The sequence below is a fragment of the Stenotrophomonas sp. ATCM1_4 genome, assembly GCF_004348115.1.
GTDB classification, from domain to species: Bacteria; Pseudomonadota; Gammaproteobacteria; order Xanthomonadales; family Xanthomonadaceae; genus Stenotrophomonas; species Stenotrophomonas capsici.
The window spans coordinates 1,729,295-1,746,874 of sequence record NZ_QPFB01000001.1; the positions used below are offsets into that span (position 1 = coordinate 1,729,295).

The 17,580-nt window shown below is 69.0% G+C and carries 12 protein-coding genes; 7 read left to right on the forward strand and 5 right to left on the reverse strand.

What is annotated here, in order from left to right; all coding sequences use genetic code 11:
- The first annotated feature begins 13 nt into the window (after positions 1-13).
- Complete coding sequence (locus ATCM_RS08030; RefSeq protein ID WP_132864018.1) at positions 14-1,186, forward strand: DUF3667 domain-containing protein; 1,173 nt, start codon at positions 14-16, stop codon at positions 1,184-1,186.
- Here ATCM_RS08030 and rlmF read toward each other — a convergent pair whose 3' ends face one another.
- Entirely contained in the window at positions 1,187-2,176 is a 990-nt protein-coding gene (rlmF, locus tag ATCM_RS08035; protein WP_132864020.1) for a 23S rRNA (adenine(1618)-N(6))-methyltransferase RlmF, read from the reverse strand.
- Positions 2,177-2,237: 61 nt separating this feature from the next.
- Positions 2,238-2,696 carry a hypothetical protein gene (locus ATCM_RS08040; protein WP_132866110.1) on the reverse strand — a complete coding sequence of 153 codons (459 nt, stop codon included), beginning with the start codon at positions 2,694-2,696 and terminating at the stop codon, positions 2,238-2,240.
- A 397-nt stretch (positions 2,697-3,093) separates the two neighbouring features.
- Between ATCM_RS08040 and ATCM_RS08045 the strand changes: the two genes are divergently transcribed.
- Positions 3,094-5,577, forward strand: a complete 2,484-nt coding sequence (locus ATCM_RS08045; RefSeq protein ID WP_165931155.1) for a DEAD/DEAH box helicase — start codon at positions 3,094-3,096, stop codon at positions 5,575-5,577.
- Positions 5,574-6,641, forward strand: a complete 1,068-nt coding sequence (locus ATCM_RS08050) for a ribonuclease H-like domain-containing protein (protein ID WP_132864022.1) — start codon at positions 5,574-5,576, stop codon at positions 6,639-6,641. The genes ATCM_RS08045 and ATCM_RS08050 overlap by 4 nt, the downstream gene beginning before the upstream one ends.
- A 128-nt stretch (positions 6,642-6,769) precedes the next feature.
- Here the strand turns inward: ATCM_RS08050 and ATCM_RS08055 are convergent, their stop codons facing one another.
- The 3 genes from ATCM_RS08055 to ATCM_RS08065 all read right to left on the reverse strand — a co-directional run bounded on the left by ATCM_RS08055 (position 6,770) and on the right by ATCM_RS08065 (position 10,255).
- The gene (locus tag ATCM_RS08055) at positions 6,770-8,620 is read right to left on the reverse strand and encodes a M56 family metallopeptidase (RefSeq protein ID WP_132864024.1); all 1,851 of its coding nucleotides are present in this window, start codon (positions 8,618-8,620) and stop codon (positions 6,770-6,772) included.
- Between the two features lie 2 nt (positions 8,621-8,622).
- Complete coding sequence (locus ATCM_RS08060; protein WP_132864026.1) at positions 8,623-9,009, reverse strand: BlaI/MecI/CopY family transcriptional regulator; 387 nt, start codon at positions 9,007-9,009, stop codon at positions 8,623-8,625.
- A gap of 133 nt (positions 9,010-9,142) precedes the next feature.
- Positions 9,143-10,255 carry a saccharopine dehydrogenase NADP-binding domain-containing protein gene (locus tag ATCM_RS08065; protein ID WP_132864027.1) on the reverse strand — a complete coding sequence of 371 codons (1,113 nt, stop codon included), beginning with the start codon at positions 10,253-10,255 and terminating at the stop codon, positions 9,143-9,145.
- A gap of 164 nt (positions 10,256-10,419) precedes the next feature.
- On the opposite strand from ATCM_RS08065, the gene ATCM_RS08070 reads away from it, so the two are divergent.
- The 4 genes from ATCM_RS08070 (at position 10,420) to ATCM_RS08085 (ending at position 17,563) form a co-directional block, all read left to right on the forward strand.
- A complete protein-coding gene (locus tag ATCM_RS08070; RefSeq protein ID WP_132864028.1) occupies positions 10,420-10,743 on the forward strand; it encodes a hypothetical protein in 324 nt (107 codons plus the stop codon).
- 76 nt (positions 10,744-10,819) lie between these two features.
- Entirely contained in the window at positions 10,820-11,209 is a 390-nt protein-coding gene (locus tag ATCM_RS08075; protein WP_132864030.1) for an I78 family peptidase inhibitor, read from the forward strand.
- Positions 11,210-11,529: 320 nt separating this feature from the next.
- Positions 11,530-15,984 carry a glutamate synthase large subunit gene (gene gltB, locus ATCM_RS08080; protein ID WP_132864032.1) on the forward strand — a complete coding sequence of 1,485 codons (4,455 nt, stop codon included), beginning with the start codon at positions 11,530-11,532 and terminating at the stop codon, positions 15,982-15,984.
- 133 nt (positions 15,985-16,117) lie between these two features.
- The gene (locus ATCM_RS08085; protein WP_132864033.1) at positions 16,118-17,563 is read left to right on the forward strand and encodes an FAD-dependent oxidoreductase; all 1,446 of its coding nucleotides are present in this window, start codon (positions 16,118-16,120) and stop codon (positions 17,561-17,563) included.
- Positions 17,564-17,580: the final 17 nt, after the last annotated feature.

Consider the following 17,580-nt stretch of genomic DNA (forward strand, 5'->3'; position numbering starts at 1 on the left):
GCCTGCCCCGCCCATGAACCCACCCGACGCCCTGCCAGACGCCCCGCACGCCCACGGTGCCTGCGAGAACTGCGACACCTCGCTGCAGGGGCACTATTGCCACACCTGCGGGCAATCCGCGCACAACCCGCTCAAGCACGTCGGGCATGCGATCGAGGAAGTGTTCGAGTCGTTCTGGCACCTGGACGGGCGCATCTTCCGCACCCTGCGCGACCTGCTGGTCCCGGGCCGGGTGGCGCTCAACTACCTCCGCGGCAAGCGGGTGGGTTACGTACAGCCCCTGCGGTTGTTCGTGATCCTCACCCTGTTCACCTTCTTCGTCGGCAAGTTGACCCTGCATGCCGATGACTTTGGCGGGCACGTCAAGGGCACCACGCTGTTCGATACGGCGCAGACCGCCGACGAGGTGGAGGCGCGACGCGATGCCGAGCTGACCCGGCTGGGCCAGCAGTTCAACGACGGTGCCACCGGTGGCCCTGCGCTGGGCATCGGCATCGGTGCGATCAACGCCGCCGCCGAGCAACGCCTGGCCGAACTGGCGAAGACTGCGCCGCAGGGCGCGGCGGGCACCGCCGTGCAGCGTGCCACGGCGGTGGCCGGGCGCACCGCCCAGGGCAGGGGCGGCAGCTTCTTCAACCACCAGGTCGGTGGCAAGCCCTGGGATCCGGAGACCAACCCGATCGTGATCGACAGTTGGCCGGGGTTCGCCAACAAGTGGCTCAACCATCGCCTGGACAACGCCAACGCCAACGTCGCGCGCATGGGCGGCAAGACCGACCTGTACGTGCAGGCCGTGCTCACCGCCCTGCCCGGCGCGCTGTTCTTTCTGATGCCGGTGTTCGCGCTGGTGCTGCGCGTGGCCTACCTGGGCCGCGGCATCGGCTACCTGGAGCACCTGGTGGTGGCGCTGTACAGCCATGCCTGGCTGATGCTGGTGCTGCTGGCCACCTTCCTGGTCGCCGGGCTGGGCAACGCGCTGGCCGGCCCGGTCGTCAACGCCACCACCGACGTGGTGTACGTGCTGTTGTGGCTGTCGGTGCCGGTGTACCTGATCTGGATGCAGCAGCGGGTGTACGGTGGCAACGTCGTGCTGACGCTGCTGCGTTACCTGTTCATCGGCAGCATCTACACCGTGCTGGTGTCGCTGGTGGTCACCTATGCGGTGCTGGCCGGCATCTCGTCCTGATCAATCGCCCCGCAACGCGGCCCGGCGCTGCCCGGCCGCGTGGAAGCTCCATGCCAGGAAGCGGCTCTGCTTGTTGCCCTGGGCCATGCCGACCTCGCGCACCTCGACCGCGCCGGCCTTGGCCAGCTGCCGGTGCAGGTCGGCCAGGTGCTCGCGCTTGGCCACCAGCGAGCTGAACCAAAGCACCTGCGCCTGCACATCGACGCTTTCGCGCACCATCCGGCGCAGGAACGAAGCCTCGCCGCCGGTGCACCACAACTCGTTGGCCTGGCCCCCGAAGTTCAGCGCCGGCGCCTTGCCACGGGGGCTGGCCGCCCCGCCCAGGTTGCGCACCTTGCGCTGGCTGCCCTGCGCGGCTTCCTTGGCCGAGGTGTGGAAGGGCGGGTTGCACAGGGTCAGGTGGAAGTGGTCGTCCGGACGCAGCACGCCCTCGAACAGCTGGCCACGCGCGTGCTGCTGGCGCAGTTCGATCACGCCCTGCAGGCCATTGGCGCGCACGTTGGCGCCCGCCGACTGCAGCGCGCCGGCATCGATGTCGCTGCCGACGAACGACCAACCGTATTCGGCCTGGCCCAGCAGCGGGTAGATGCAGTTCGCGCCCACCCCGACATCCAGCACGCGCAGCGCCGGGCCGCGCGGGACGCTGCCACCGGCATCGGCAGCCAGCAGGTCGGCCAACCCGTGCAGGTAGTCCACGCGACCGGGCACCGGCGGGCACAGGTAACCCTCGGGGATATCCCAGTGCGCGATGCCGTAGTCGCTGGCCAACAGTGCGCGGTTGAGCTCACGCACCGCGACGGGGTTACTGAAGTCGATGCTCTGGCTGCCGGCCGGCGTGCGGACCAGGTGGGGGCGCAACGCCGGGTTGACGGCCACCAGCCGCGCCAGGTCATAACGGCCCTGGTGACGATTGCGCGGGTGCAGGGGGCTGGCGGGCGCCGACTTGGCAGCCGCCTGCCGCTGCGGCGGACGTTGGTGCGGGGGATTCATGCGCGTATTAGACGCCAGGAGGACAGCGATGCGCACCGCGGCCAGCGGCCGGCATCCTGCGTCAGCGGCCCTCGGCCGGCTGCACGCAGTCCTGCTGCGCGCAGAAGGTGGCCGCACGCCGTTGCTGCTCCGGCGTCAGTTCCGGCGGGGGACGGGCAATGGCCGACTGGATCTGCGCCGGTGCATGGGTCAGCTTGTTGAAGCCCTGCGCCGCCTTGGCCAGGCCGTAGTAGATGCCCATCATCACGTAGCCGCCGCTCAGGCTGACCTCCTCCACCGTGGGCGGCTCGCTCCAGTTCTTGCTGAAGCGGTTGGGCTCGACCTGCACGGGGTTCTTGAACCGGTACAGGTCCAGCGGCTGGTCGTCCTCGGGCTTGATCGCGCGGACCTCGCCCAGCGTGGTGACATTGCCACCGGCGGTAGTCGGCGGCGGCGATGGCAACGCCGTTCCATCCACGGACGGCGGGCTGAGCGCCGGCTGGGCCGCCTGCTGCGCCGATGCCACGCCGGCCAGCATCATGCCGACCACCACGGTTGCTCCCTGCCATCCACCTGTTGCCACCACAGCATCCTCATGCGCGTTACCGGTCATGCGCAGGATACGGATGCGAGCTTCAGAATTCGTTGCGACGGGCCAGCCGGCACCTTCAAAGCCATCGCCGCGGCCCATGCCGTGCAATGGGTGCGGTCCGAGCAGGGGTCCCTCCAGCGGAACCCGTTCAGCCTGCAGGCGCGAATCGTGCCGGCCCGGCATCGCCAGGCGGCCCCCACCCGGACAACCCTGGCGCTTCTGACGCCACTCGCCGGCGCGGCAACCTGAGATCACGCCGTGCATCGCCAAGCCAACGCACAGCGGCGTCTCACAACATGAGACGCCGCTGTGCTTTGATGCCGTCCTTTGATCGGCAGTTGCGTGCATGGCGTTCTCCCTCGCTCCCCGCACCGAAGCCAGCGAACGGGCGCTGGCAACCACCGACGGCCTGCCCTCGCGTGATGGCTCGCTGCTCGGCAAGCGGTTGGCCAAGCGCTACAGCGACCGGGTCACCGGCAGTTTCACGATCCCGGGCCGCGAAGGCAGTTACGCGCCGATTCCCGATGACGTCCCCGAGGCGCTGAAAGCCGCGCTCAAGGCGCGCGGCATCGAGCAGCTGTATTCGCACCAGGCCGAGGCCTGGGACGCCAGCCAGCGCGGTGAGCACGTCGCCATCGTCACCCCCACCGCGTCGGGCAAGTCGCTGTGCTACACGCTGCCGGTGGTGAGCGCGGCGATGCAGGGCAACGCCAAGGCGCTGTACCTGTTCCCGACCAAGGCGTTGGCGCAGGACCAGGTGGCCGAGCTGCTGGAGCTCAACCGCGCCGGCGACCTCGGCGTGAAGGCCTTCACCTTCGACGGCGACACCCCCGGTGATGCGCGCCAGGCGATCCGCCTGCACGGCGACATCGTGGTCAGCAACCCGGACATGCTGCACCAGGCGATCCTGCCGCATCACACCAAGTGGGCGCAGTTCTTCGAGAACCTGCGCTACGTGGTGATCGACGAGATCCACACCTACCGCGGCGTGTTCGGCAGCCACGTCACCAACGTGATCCGCCGGCTCAAGCGCATCTGCGCGTTCTACGGCGTGCAACCGCAGTTCATCCTGTGCTCGGCCACCATCGGTAACCCGCATGCGCATGCCGAGGCACTGGTGGAGGAACAGGTGCATGCGATCACCGAGAGCGGCGCACCGGCCGGGCCCAAGCACGTGCTGCTGTGGAACCCGCCGGTGATCAACCCTGACCTGGGCCTGCGCGCCTCGGCGCGTTCGCAGGCCAACCGCATCGCCCGCATCGCGATCAAGAGCGGCCTGAAGACGCTGGTGTTCGCGCAGACGCGGTTGATGGTGGAAGTGCTGACCAAGTACCTGAAGGACATCTTCGACAACGACCCGCGCAAGCCGGCGCGCATCCGCGCCTATCGCGGCGGCTACCTGCCCACCGAGCGCCGCGAGGTGGAGCGCGCGATGCGCGCCGGCGACATCGACGGCATCGTCAGCACCTCGGCACTGGAGCTGGGCGTGGATATCGGCGCGCTGGACGTGGTGGTACTCAACGGCTACCCCGGCAGCGTGGCGGCGACCTGGCAGCGCTTCGGCCGCGCCGGCCGTCGCCAGCAGGCGGCGCTGGGCGTGATGGTGGCCAGCAGCCAACCCCTGGACCAGTACGTGGTGCGGCACCCGGACTTCTTCGCCAACGCCACGCCCGAGCACGCGCGGATCGCGCCGGACCAACCGCTGATCCTGTTCGACCACATTCGCTGCGCGGCGTTCGAACTGCCGTTCCTGGCCGGTGAGCCGTTCGGTCCGATCGACCCGCTGGTGTTCCTGCAGGCGCTGGCCGAAACCGAGGTGATCCACCAGGAAGGCGACCGCTGGGAGTGGATCGCCGACAGCTACCCGGCCAACGCGGTGAGCCTGCGCGCGGTGGCCGACGGCAACTTCGTGGTGGTGGACCGCAGCGACGGCAAGCAGCAGATCATCGCCGAGGTGGACTACTCCGCCGCCGCGCTGACCCTGTACGAAGGCGCGATCCACATGGTGCAGAGCACGCCCTACCAGGTCGAGCGGCTGGACTGGGACGGGCGCAAGGCCTACGTCACCCGCACGCACGTGGACTACTACACCGACAGCATCGACTACACCAAGCTCAAGGTACTGGACCGCTTCGACGGCAACGTGGCCGGGCGCGGTGATTCACACCACGGTGAGGTGCACGTGGTGCGGCGCGTGGCCGGCTACAAGAAGATCCGCTACTACACGCACGAGAACATCGGCTACGGCCCGGTCAACCTGCCCGACCAGGAGCTGCACACCACCTCGGTGTGGTGGCAGTTGCCGCAGGCCACGCTGCTGCGCAGCTTCGCGCAGAAGCAGGACGCGCTCGATGGCTTCCTCGGCGCGGCCTACGCGCTGCACATCGTCGCCACCGTGGCGGTGATGGCCGATGCGCGCGACCTGCAGAAGGCGGTGGGCAACGGCGACGGCGCGTGGTTCGCGGTGGCCGACCAGACCGGTCGCGGCCAGCTGCGTGGCGTGGAAGACGGCGAAGGCGCGGTGGAGCTGATGCAGAGCTTCGTGCCGACCGTGTACCTGTACGACAACTTCCCCGGCGGCGTCGGCCTGAGCGAGCCGCTGTGGCTGCGCCAGGGCGAGCTAGTGCAGCGCGCGCTGGAACTGGTCGAGCGTTGCGACTGCACCGCCGGCTGCCCGGCCTGCGTGGGCCCGGTGCTGGCCGCGCAGGAAGAAGGCAACGGCGTCACCCCGCGCGCGCTGGCGTTGCGGGTGCTGTCGCTGCTGTCGGACGAACGTTGTGAGCAGGTGCAGGCCGTCGTGATGGATGAGGCGCTCGACTTGCTGCCATGAGCATCAGCCTGGACAAGCTCAGGGCACTGCGCAGGCAGGCCGGCCATGCAGCGCAGGCCCCTGCGGTGAAAACGCCCTTGGGCGCGAAACCGGCGCCGGTCGAAGCCGCGGCCACACCGGCGGTTGCACCAGGCACTTCGTTGGCTGCGGATGCACCTACGGCGTCATTGCCAACGCCGCCCCAGCGACAGGCGGACCAAGGCGGTTCGGTGTTCGGCTGGGTCGATGCGATCCAGCACAAACCCAGCCCGCCGCGCGCGCAGGACGGTGATGCGCTGCGCAGGCTGCTGGCCTCACGCAACCGCGCGATCACGCCCACCCCACGCGCCGAGCGCAGCGGGCCGGTCGACCGCAGCCTGCCCGGCACCGAGGTCGCGCCCGGCCTGCACCTGATCGAAGCCTTCATTCCGCAGGCCATTCCCGCCCAGCCGTTGTCACTGGCCTTCAGCAAGCGGCCGGATGAAACGGTCGCCGCGCAGGACCTGTTGTTCTTCGATACCGAGACCACCGGCCTGGCCGGTGGCACCGGCACCCGTGCTTTCATGATCGGTGCCGCCGACTGGTACCGCGACGCACTGCGCGGCGAAGGCCTGCGCGTGCGCCAGTTGTTGATGTCCACGATGGCGGCCGAAGGCGCGATGCTGGAGCGGTTCGCCAGCTGGTTGTCGCCGTCCACCGTGTTGTCCAGCTACAACGGCCGCAGCTACGACGCCCCGTTGTTGAAGACCCGCTACCGCCTGGCGCGGCGCGGAGACCCGATCTCGGCGCTCGACCACGTGGACCTGCTCTACCCGACACGGCGTCGCTATCGCGGCACCTGGGAGAACTGCCGGCTGGCGACCATCGAACGCCAGCTGTTGCGCATCGCGCGCGAGGACGACCTGCCCGGTTCCGAGGCACCGGCGGCGTGGCTCAACTACCTGCGCGGCGGCAGCGCGCGCAACCTGCGCCGCGTCGGCGAGCACAACCACCAGGACGTGGTGACGCTGGCGCAGCTGTTCCTGCGGCTGGTGCAGGCCGAGGCCGACGAGCGCGCGGCGCTGGCGTTGACCGGGCAAGGCTGACCCGCAGGCATCGGCAGGCGGCGTTACCGCGTGCTGCCGTCCTGCCGGTGGATGGGATGGATGCCGGGCATGCGGCGGCGGCACGACGCAATGGGCCGGCACCGCAACGCGGGCCGGCCCATGCACCCTCAACCGTTGATCGGCCGCGCGATGCCGTTACGGATGACCTGGTCGATCAGGCGCTCGACTTCCTGGCGGGCGCGCTGGCTCGCCGCAGCCTGCTGCCGGCCGAGTTCACTCTGCTGGCGGCCCAGCTCAGCTTGTTGGCGCGCCAGCGATCGCATCTCCTCGCGCATCGCCGGGTTGTCCATTTCCGCACGCGCCTTCTCCGCTTCGCGGCGCGCGTCTTCCATCGCCCGGCGCGCCGATGCGTCGTCCCGGCGCGCCAGCGCGAGCTCGGCCTGGCGCGCGGCGATCTCACCGATACGCTCGCCGATCTCCCCCATGCGCTCGCCGATTTCACCCTGACGCTCACCCAACGCGCCCTGGCGGTCACCCAGCTTGCCCTGTTCGTCGGCGATGCGCTGCGTCTCCTGGTGGATCTGCTGGAAGCGCGACAGCGTGTCGGCATCGTGCACCACGTAACGCTTGCCGTCGCGGCGCAGCAGGATCACGCCATTGCCATCGTTGAGCCGCTGCGCCTGGTGCAGGTCGGCGAGCGTGCCGTTCATGATGCTTTGGTTGCCTTTGACCAGCACGTAGCTGTTGCGGCCGCCGTCATCACTGAGGTGGATCACGCCTTGCGTGCTCAGCGATCGCGCCGGTGCAACCGGTGCAGCCGGCGCTGCAGGAGCGGCCGGTGGCTTGGCCGCGCGGGGTGCGGGCGGAGCGGGCGGTGCCGGGGGCACCGGCAGGTCATCCAGGTCACCGTTGGTACGGATCACGGTGTGCTCCACCGACGCGCCGGCTGCCGGTGCAGGCGGTACCGGCGGCGGCGGCGGCGCCAGCGGGGCTGCAGGCGGCGCCGGGGGTGCGGGCGGGCCCGGCATGGCGACCAGGCGCATCGGCAGCACTCCCGCCAGCGCGACCGCGGCCAGGATGAGGCCCGCGCCGACGCGCGGGAACGAAGAGGTGTTCTGCAGCATGAGCAATCTCCGCTTGAGGCTGAGGAAGGTCGGCGAAGCACTGGCAAGGCCAGCACCGGGCCGGGGTGCGACGCCCAGCTGCAGCAGCAGGCGCCCGTAGTGCTGGCGGCAATGGCGGTCGCCGGCGACCACCGCTGCATCCACCGCGGCTTCGCGGGCGATGGCGTATTCGCGCGCCGCCAGATGCACCAGCGGGTGGAAGAAGAACAGGTGTTGGGCCAGGGCCGGCATCAAGCCCAGCCACAGGTCGTGGCGCTGCAGGTGCACCAGCTCATGGGTCAACGCCATGTCCAGATCGTCGTCACGCATGCGCGGCAGGCCACGCGCCGGCAACAGCAGCACCGGCCGCCAGGGGCCGATCAACTGCGGCGAGTCGATGGCATTGCTGAGCATCAGCCGCGGTGCACGCGACAGGCCATGGGCCTCGGCGGCCAGCTTCAGGGCCGCGTTGAGCTTGTGGTCCTGGCACGGCTGGGCGTGGCGCAGCAGCGCGCGGCTGGCACGCCAGGCCACCCAGGTGCGCAGCGCCATCACCAGCACGCCGGCCAACCACACCGCCATCACCACCTGCAGCCAGGACCAGCCGCTCTCCAACGGCAGTGGCTGCATCACGATCACCGGTGCGGCGTTGGCCTGCGGCGGTGCGGCAGCGGCGGCCTGTTGCACCACGTTGACGGTGCTGTCCATCGCCGGCAGCACCGGCAGCTGCAGCGGTGCGCTCCAGACCAGGCCGACCACCGCCTGCAGCGCGACCAGCCACCACAGCGCGCATTGGGTGCTGGCCGGCAGGCGCCGCACGAAGCGGCACAATGCCCAGACCAGCGCGGTGAGCACGACGGTCTGCACGCTGGTGGCGAGCAGGCGGTTGCCCAGCAGTTCGAACAGGCTGTCCATGATCAATCCTCCCGGCGCTGCGACTGCAGCTTGCTGACCAGCGCTTCCAGTTCGGCCAGCTCGTTGTCGCTGACGGCGGCCTTTTCCGACATCCACGCCACGAACGGCGAGATCGACCCCTGCAGGGTCTTCTCCACGAAGCTGCCGACCGCGCTGTTGACCACGTCCTGCTGCTCGGCGGTGGTGTGGTAGCGGTACACGCCGTCCTGCTGGGCGCGCTGCAGGTACCCCTTGGTGCGCAGCCGCTCCATCATGGTCAGCACGGTCGAGCGGGCCAACCCGCGCGCCTCGCCGAACGCCGTGGCGACCTCACCGACACTGGTGGGTTCGTTCTCTCCGATGTACTGCAGCAGGGCCAGTTCCTGGTCCCCGATGGTCTTGCGGCGCATGGCCAGCTCCGGTGACTACACGTGTCGTCACGGTAGGCCTGACTACAAATGTAGTCAATAGCCCGGTCGGCACCCTGCCGCATGGCCACATGAACGCTTCAGCCAAACCGTGGGCGGCATAAGCTCCGCCGGTTCAGGAGGCTGCGCTTTCGATCTGCCAGCGCACGAACTCGCTCTCGAACTCGGCCAGGGTGAGCAGGCCGACGCAGGCGTGGGCGCCGGTTGGCAGAGGCTCGCCGCGGGCGAAGCGGCGCGCCAGCAGCACCGCGGCGAAGGTCGGGATCTCCGGGCCGTGCAGCATCGGTGCGGTCAGGTCCCAATGCGCGGTGTGGGTAACACCGCCGCGCAGCCCGCGCAGGGTCACGCGCATGCCGCCCAGGTCGGTGCCAAAGCGGTCGAACCAGCGTCCTGCACGGGCGAAGACGCCGGCCATGGCCTCCATCGGCAGTGGCAACCCGCAACGACGCAGCCAGGCGATGCCGGCCAGGCAGCGCGACAGGAACGGCAACTCCAGCGCGGCGCGGAAGCGCACTGTCAGCACGCCCGGATAGCGCTGCACCAGCAGGTCGTGGTCGGGCACGTCGCAGGCCGCGGCCAGGCGCGGTGCAATCTGGGCGAAGCACACCGGCTGCGGGTCGGCCCAACCGATCACCGGCTGCCAGCGGCCATCGATCCAGCAATCGAACGGCTTGCCGCAGTACGACAGCACCGCGCGCACGGTGGCCATGCCCAACGGCGTGGCCTGGGCGGGCGCGATGACCATGTCGATGCCCTGCAGCCGCTCGAACTGCGGTGCCAGCGCATCGACCACCGCACTGGACAGCGCCGGCAGCGTGCTGGCGCCGCTGATCGCACTGCGGCCGGCGGCATGTGCCGGCGCATCCACCTTCAAGGGGAAATCACGGACGAATTCCCGCCCGTCGGCAAGATCGATGTAGTGCATGCCGGCCTGCAGGCACGCGAGCGCAACGTCATAGCCCTGTCCCTGGAATGGCCCGGCGGTGTGGATCACCAGCTGCGCGCCGGTGGCGGCCAGTTGGTCGGCAAATGCAGGATCGGCGGTATCCAACCGGCACAGCTCGATACGCGACAGATCCACCCCCGGCAGGTTGGCCGGTGCCTGCGCGGGATTGCGGCCGGCGGCGATGACGGTGATGCCCGGCGTGGTGGCCAGCGCACGCACGATGCGTGCACCGAAGTGGCCGTACCCGCCGAGGACCAGAACACGACAGCTTTCCTGCTGCATCAAGACGTCCTGCGAGGTTGGATGCGGGGATTATCCGGGAAGTGGACGTTGGGTTTGTCGCCGGAGGCACCCTTCCCCAGCCCTGCCCGGGAACCGCTCCCTTTCACCCGCTGCTTACCCCCGCCATCGCAGGCTGGACCTCCCCCATCGAAGCCGAGCGCGCCATGCACCGCATTGTTCTTCTGGCTGGTCTCTCCTTGGCCTGCGCCGCCTGCAGCACCGCACGGGTCACCCAGGTGCAACCCATCGACGGCGTCATCTCGGGCCAATGCCACACCGACAGGGTGCGCGGCGCGGTCGGCCTGGCCGCCGGCCCTGGCACGGTGGAGCGCGCGCGGGTGGACAGCGACAGCCTGCACGTCAGCGTGGTGCGGGGTTCCGATGGCACCACCACCGCCTCCGAACCGGCACCGGCCAGCAGCGGTGGCGACCACCTGACCATCGAAGTCGGCCGCACCAACAACATCACCGCACTGCGCTGCGGCTGAATCCGTTCACCGGAAGCGGCACAGGTACGGATGCAAGCGATATGCTTGCTCCGTCTTCACATGCCTTGGAGTACCGATGCAATTCCCGTCGACGCCGCGCGCCCTGCGCCGCCCCGCCGCCCTGATTGCCACCACCGCACTCGTGTTGCTGCTGGGCGCCTGCAAGGGCCCACCCCCGGAGGAGCAGGACCAGGTCCTGGACCAGGCCCAGCAGGCCGCCCAGGCCGCTGCCGCCGATGCCGATCCCACCCCGCCGCCGCCGGGCAGCTGCGACGCCAGCCAGGTGCAGGGTCTGGTCGGCCAGACCTATTCCGACGCCATGCAGGCGCAGGCCAAGGAAGACGCCGGCGCCAACGATGTTCGCCTGCTCAAGCCCAACCAGCCCATCACCATGGAGTTCATCGGCGAACGCCTGAACATCGAAGTGGATGACAAGGGCGTCATCAGCGGCGTCCGCTGCGGCTGAACAGGAAACCGCCAAAGCCTTGTCCTGCAAGGCTTTGGTTGCGCAAGCAACGATGTATTGCGGCGTCGCAACATGTGTGATCTAGTCGATCGCATCCGGTGACCTTCAGGTGCGCTCCAGGAAGAGCACATCGTGTGCACTGGGTGAGCGCGAGGGCGCCTGCGCTGGTAACGAACGCCGTGACGGCGACCACCTCCAGCCTTTCCCCAGACAAGCCGAGCGATTGCAGTACGTGCGGCGCGCCTCACCCCCGTGTGCATGGCGTGCTTGGCGAGCGGGCGGAAGTGTCGCCGCTCACCTGACATCGCTACGAGGCACAGATGGCCGCCGGTACCCCGCAAGGGCTTTACGACCCGCAAGACGAACGCGACGCCTGTGGTTTCGGCATGGTCGCCCAGCTCGATGACCAGCCGTCCCGCCTGTTGGTCGACACCGCCATCGCCGCGCTCTCGCGCATGACCCACCGCGGCGGCGTGGCCGCCGACGGGCTCACCGGCGACGGCTGCGGCCTGCTGCTGCGCAAGCCCACGGTGTTCCTGCGCCAGCTGGCCGAGGAAGCCGGCATCCGCATCGGCCCGAACTTCGCCGCCGGCGTGGTGTTCCTGCCGCACGACGCCGACGCCGCGCAGCGCTGTCGCGACGAACTGGATGCCCAACTGCGCAGCGCCGGCTGCCACCCGCGTGGCTGGCGCGAGGTACCCACCGATGCCAGCGTCTGCGGTGAACTGGCCCGCGATACGCTGCCGAAGATCGAGCAGGTATTCGTTGATGCCGATGCCAGCCAGGGCGCCGAGCAGTTCGCGCTGGCGCTGTTCCTGGCGCGCCGCCGCAGCGAGCAGCAGCTGCGCGAGGTGGCCGACTACTACGTCACCACGCTCAGCGCCGACGCCATCAGCTACAAGGGCATGGTGCTGCCGGACAAGCTGAGCAGCTTCTACCCGGACCTGCAGCGCCACGAACTGGCCGCCAGCGTGGTGGTGTTCCACCAGCGCTTCTCCACCAACACGATGCCGCGCTGGCCGCTGGCGCACCCGTTCCGCATGCTCGCCCACAACGGCGAGATCAACACCATCGAAGGCAACCGCCACTGGGCGCAGGCGCGCAGCAAGGTGTGGAAGACCCCGAAGTTCGACATCGCCCAGTTCGACCCGGTGATCTCGATGCACGGCTCGGACTCGCAGAGCATGGACAACATGCTCGAGCTGATGGTCGCCGGTGGCATGGAGCTGATCCAGGCGCTGCGCATCCTGGTACCGCCGGCGACCCAGTCGCTGGAGTTCAAGGACGCCGACCTGGCCGCGTTCTACGAGTTCTACGGGCTCAACACCGAGCCGTGGGACGGCCCGGCCGGCATCGTCGCCTGCGATGGCCGCTATGCCGCCTGCACGCTGGACCGCAACGGCCTGCGCCCGGCGCGCTGGCTGCTAACCTCCGACCGCCACTTCCTGGTCGCCTCCGAAGCCGGCGTGTGGGAAGTGCCCACCGAGCGGGTGGTGCGCAAGGGCAAGCTGGGCCCGGGCCAGATGATGGCCATCGACCTCAAGCGCGGCGACCTGCTCGACTCCGACGCGATCGACCGCATCAACCGGGCGCGCGCGCCCTACAAGCAGTGGCTGCACCAGGGCGTGACCTACCTGCAGACCGAGCTGATCGACCCATCGCTGGCCGAGGAGCCGTTCGACGAGCCGACCCTGCGCAGCTACCACAAGCTGTTCCAGCTCACGTCCGAGGAAGTGGAGCAGGTGCTGCGCCCGTTGGCCGAGACCGGCCAGGAAGCCACCGGCTCGATGGGCGATGACACCCCCATCGCCGTGCTCAGCCGCAACACCCGGCCGCTGTACGACTACTTCCGCCAGGCCTTCGCACAGGTTACCAACCCGCCGATCGACCCGCTGCGCGAAGACTGCGCGATGTCGCTGAGCACCCAGCTGGGCAAGGAGACCAACATCTTCCATGCCGGCCCGGAGACGGTGAACCACGTCATCCTCAACTCGCCGGTGCTCAGCCAGCGCAAGCTGCGCCAGCTGGTGAAGATGCCGCAGTACGTCGACCGCAACCGGTTGATCGACCTGTCCTACAGCGTCGAGGAAGGCATCAAGGCCGGCATCGAGCGGATCTGCGCGCAGTGCGAGCAGGCCGCGCGCGACGGCATCGTGGTGCTGCTGCTGTCCGACCGCTACCCGGTGCCGGACCGCCCGATGGTGCATGCGTTGCTGGCCACCAGCGCGGTGCACCACCACCTGTCCAAGGTGGGCCTGCGCTGCGACGTCAACCTGATCGTGGAGACCGGTACCGCGCGCGACGCGCACCACATGGCCTGCCTGCTCGGCTACGGTGCCACCGCGGTGTACCCGTACCTGGCCTACCAGACGCTGTTCGACATGGGCCGGCGCGGCATCCTGCAGCTGAAGAAGGGCGGTGAGGTCTCGCAGATCGGCCGCAGCTACCGCAAGGGCATCTACAAGGGCCTGAGCAAGATCATCTCCAAGATGGGCATCTGCACCGTGGCCAGTTACCGCGGCGCGCAGTTGTTCGAGATCATCGGCCTTGATCCGGATGTGGTGCAGCTGTGCTTCCCGGATGCCACCGCGCGCATCGGCGGCGTCAACCTGGCGCGGCTGGATACCGAGGCGCGTGAACTCACCGCGCGTGCGTGGAACGAACTGGCGCCGGCCGAAGTGGGCGGCCTGCTCAAGTACGTGCATGGCGGCGAATACCACATGTACAACCCGGACGTGGTGCTGACCCTGCAGCGCGCCGCGCGCACCGGCAAGGCCGAGGACTGGCGCAGGTACATGGACGCGGTGCATTCGCGCCCGACCTCGGCGCTGCGCGATCTGTTGCAGCTCAAGCCGGCGGCCACGCCGGTGCCGCTGGAGGAAGTGGAACCGGCCGAGGCGCTGTTCAAGCGCTTCGACACCGCCGCCATTTCGCTGGGTGCGCTGTCGCCCGAAGCGCATGAGGCGTTGGCAATCGCGATGAACCGCCTCGGTGGCCGTTCCAACTCCGGCGAAGGCGGTGAAGACCCGGTGCGTTACGGCACCGAGAAGCGTTCCAAGATCAAGCAGGTGGCCTCGGGCCGCTTCGGCGTCACCGCCGAGTACCTGGTCAACGCCGAAGTGCTGCAGATCAAGGTCGCCCAGGGCGCCAAGCCCGGCGAAGGCGGCCAGCTGCCCGGCCACAAGGTCAACGAACTGATCGCGCGGCTGCGTTACGCCAAGCCGGGCATCGGCCTGATCTCGCCGCCGCCGCACCACGACATCTATTCGATCGAGGACCTGGCGCAGCTGATCTACGACCTGAAGCAGGTCAATCCGGACGCACTGGTATCGGTGAAGCTGGTCAGCCATGCCGGCGTCGGCACGATTGCCGCCGGCGTGGTCAAGGCCGGCGCCGACCTGATCACCGTGTCCGGCCATGATGGCGGCACCGGTGCCTCGCCGATCAGCTCGATCCGCTATGCCGGCGTGCCGTGGGAACTGGGCCTGGCCGAGTCGCACCAGGCATTGATCGGCAACGACCTGCGCAGCCGCACCATCCTGCAGACCGATGGCGGCTTGAAGACCGGCTTGGACGTGATCAAGGCCGCACTGCTCGGCGCCGACAGCTTCGGCTTCGGCACCGGCCCGATGATCGTGCTGGGCTGCAAGTACCTGCGCATCTGCCACCTCAACAACTGCGCCACCGGCGTGGCCACCCAGGACGAGCGCCTGCGCGAGGGCTACTTCACCGGCCTGCCCGAGCGCGTGGAGAACTTCTTCCGGCTGCTGGCAGAGGAAGTGCGCGAGTGGCTGGCGCTGCTGGGCGCGCGTTCGCTGGACGAGATCGTCGGCCGCACCGACCTGCTGGAGCAGTTGGAAGTCTCGCCGCGCGAAGGCGTCAAGGTCGACCTGTCGCGCCTGCTCGCGCCGGCGCAGTACGCAGGCTCGCACTGTGCCGCACAGCGCCTGTACCAGTCACCGGACAGCCTGGCCACGCAGATGGACGACCTGCTGGCCGACGCCATCGCGCACAAGCGCGGCGGCGAGCATCGCTTCCTGATCCACAACACCGACCGCTCGGTGGGCACGCGCCTGGCCGGCGCCATCGCCCGCGCGCATGGCAACCACGGCATGGCCGAGGCACCGCTGAACCTGCGCTTCCGCGGCACCGCCGGGCAGAGCCTGGGCGCGTTCAACGTCGATGGCCTGAACCTGGAGGTGGAAGGCGAAGCCAATGACTACGTCGGCAAGGGCATGGCCGGTGGCCGGCTGGTGGTGCGTCCGCCGCGTGGTGCGCGCTTCGAGGCCCGCAACACGGCGATCATCGGCAACACCTGCCTGTACGGCGCCACCGGCGGCGAGCTGTTTGCCGCAGGCCGTGCTGGCGAACGCTTCGGCGTGCGCAACTCCGGCGCGCTGGCGGTGATCGAAGGTGCTGGTGACCATTGCTGCGAGTACATGACCGACGGCATCGTCGCCGTGCTCGGCAAGGTCGGCCTGAACTTCGGTGCCGGCTTCACCGGCGGCCTGGCCTACGTGCTGGATATCGACCGCGATTTCGTGGACCGCTACAACCACGAGCTGATCGACATCCACCGCATCTCGGCCGAGGGCTTCGAAAGCTACCGCCAGCACCTGCACACCTTGATCGGCCGTCATCGCGAGATGACCGGCAGCATCTGGGCGCAGCAGATCCTGGACGAGTTCCGCGACTACGTCGGCAAGTTCTGGCTGGTGAAGCCCAAGGCGGCCAGCATCGAATCGCTGGCTGCCGCGCTGCGCAACGCTGCCTGATGCACTGTCCCCCTCTCCCGTCTACGGGAGAGGGCCGGGGTGAGGGCGCTTTGAAAGCCTCCCTCATCCGCCCCTTCGGGGCACCTTCTGCCGCACGCGGGAGAAGGGAGCCTCCCAGACGCAATGAGTTCCCATGAGCCGCAAGCAAGCCTTCCAGTTCCTCGACCTCCCCCGCACCATGCCGCAGCGCATCCCGGTGGAACTGCGCACGTCCGGCGATTGGGGCGAGTTGTACGGCAAGTTCGACAAGGCCGACGCGCAGTATCAGGCCGGCCGTTGCCTGGACTGCGGCAACCCGTACTGCAGCTGGAAGTGCCCGGTGCACAACGCCATCCCGCAGTGGCTGCAGCTGGTGCAGGAAGACCGCATCCACGAAGCCGCGACACTGTGCCACTCAACCAATCCGCTGCCCGAAGTGTGCGGCCGCGTCTGCCCGCAGGACCGCCTGTGCGAAGGCAGCTGCACATTGGAGGAGTTCGGTGCGGTCACCATCGGTGCGGTGGAGAAGTACATCGTCGATACCGCACTGGCCACCGGCTGGAAGCCGGACCTGCACGCGGTGCAGTCCACCGGCAAGCGCGTGGCCATCGTCGGCGCCGGCCCGGCCGGGCTGGCCTGTGCCGACCGCCTGGCGCGCGCCGGCATCCAGGCGGTGGTGTTCGACCGCTATGAACAGATCGGTGGCCTGCTGCAATTCGGCATCCCCAGCTTCAAGCTCGACAAGAGCGTGATTGGCCGCCGCCGCGAGATCCTCGAAGGCATGGGCGTGGAATTCCGGCTGGGCGTGGAGATCGGCCGCGACATCACCGTCGATCAACTGCAGGCCGACTACGACGCGGTGTTCCTCGGCACCGGTGCGTACCGCTACACCGATGGCGGGCTGATCGGCCAGGACCTGAAGAACGTGCTGCCGGCGTTGCCGTTCCTGGTGCAGAACAGCCGCATCGTCGGCGGCGACGATCCGCATGGCCGACCGATTGCCGGCTGGGAGGACCAGATCGCCCTGCCCGACCTCAACGGCAAGCGCGTGGTGGTGCTCGGCGGTGGCGACACCGGCATGGACTGCGTGCGCAGCGCGATCCGCCTGGGCGCGGCGCGCGTCACCTGTGCCTACCGCCGCGACGAGGCCAACATGCCGGGCTCGGCGCGCGAAGTGGCCAACGCGCGCGAGGAAGGCGTGCGCTTCCTGTTCAACCGCCAACCGCTCGCCATCGAAGCCGGTGCCGACGACGAAGTGATCGGCGTGACCGTGGTCGAGACGCAACTGGGCGCGCCCGATGCCAATGGCCGCCGCAACGCCGAGCCGATCGAGGGCAGTGAATCGCTGCTGGAGGCGGACGTGGTGATCATTGCGTTCGGCTTCTCGCCGACCTTGCCCGAGTGGCTGGGTTCGCAGGGCGTGGAAGCCACCGGCAATGGCCGCATCATCGCCGGGGGTGCCGGCCGCCTGCCCTACCAGACCCACAACCCCAAGCTGTTCGCCGGCGGCGATGCGGTACGCGGTGCGGACCTGGTGGTGACCGCGGTGGCCGAAGGCCGCGACGCAGCCGAAAGCATCGTCACGCTGCTGCAGGCCTGAGCCGCTTCGCGGTAACG

Bases quoted from the DNA above. Each gene is read 5' to 3' on its own strand.
- ATCM_RS08030 (WP_132864018.1), top strand. From the start codon at position 14: ATGAACCCACCCGACGCCCTGCCAGACGCCCCGCACGCCCACGGTGCC.
- rlmF (WP_132864020.1), bottom strand. From the start codon at position 2,176: ATGAATCCCCCGCACCAACGTCCGCCGCAGCGGCAGGCGGCTGCCAAG.
- ATCM_RS08040 (WP_132866110.1), bottom strand. From the start codon at position 2,696: ATGATGCTGGCCGGCGTGGCATCGGCGCAGCAGGCGGCCCAGCCGGCG.
- ATCM_RS08045 (WP_165931155.1), top strand. From the start codon at position 3,094: ATGGCGTTCTCCCTCGCTCCCCGCACCGAAGCCAGCGAACGGGCGCTG.
- ATCM_RS08050 (WP_132864022.1), top strand. From the start codon at position 5,574: ATGAGCATCAGCCTGGACAAGCTCAGGGCACTGCGCAGGCAGGCCGGC.
- ATCM_RS08055 (WP_132864024.1), bottom strand. From the start codon at position 8,620: ATGGACAGCCTGTTCGAACTGCTGGGCAACCGCCTGCTCGCCACCAGC.
- ATCM_RS08060 (WP_132864026.1), bottom strand. From the start codon at position 9,009: ATGCGCCGCAAGACCATCGGGGACCAGGAACTGGCCCTGCTGCAGTAC.
- ATCM_RS08065 (WP_132864027.1), bottom strand. From the start codon at position 10,255: ATGCAGCAGGAAAGCTGTCGTGTTCTGGTCCTCGGCGGGTACGGCCAC.
- ATCM_RS08070 (WP_132864028.1), top strand. From the start codon at position 10,420: ATGCACCGCATTGTTCTTCTGGCTGGTCTCTCCTTGGCCTGCGCCGCC.
- ATCM_RS08075 (WP_132864030.1), top strand. From the start codon at position 10,820: ATGCAATTCCCGTCGACGCCGCGCGCCCTGCGCCGCCCCGCCGCCCTG.
- gltB (WP_132864032.1), top strand. From the start codon at position 11,530: ATGGCCGCCGGTACCCCGCAAGGGCTTTACGACCCGCAAGACGAACGC.
- ATCM_RS08085 (WP_132864033.1), top strand. From the start codon at position 16,118: ATGAGCCGCAAGCAAGCCTTCCAGTTCCTCGACCTCCCCCGCACCATG.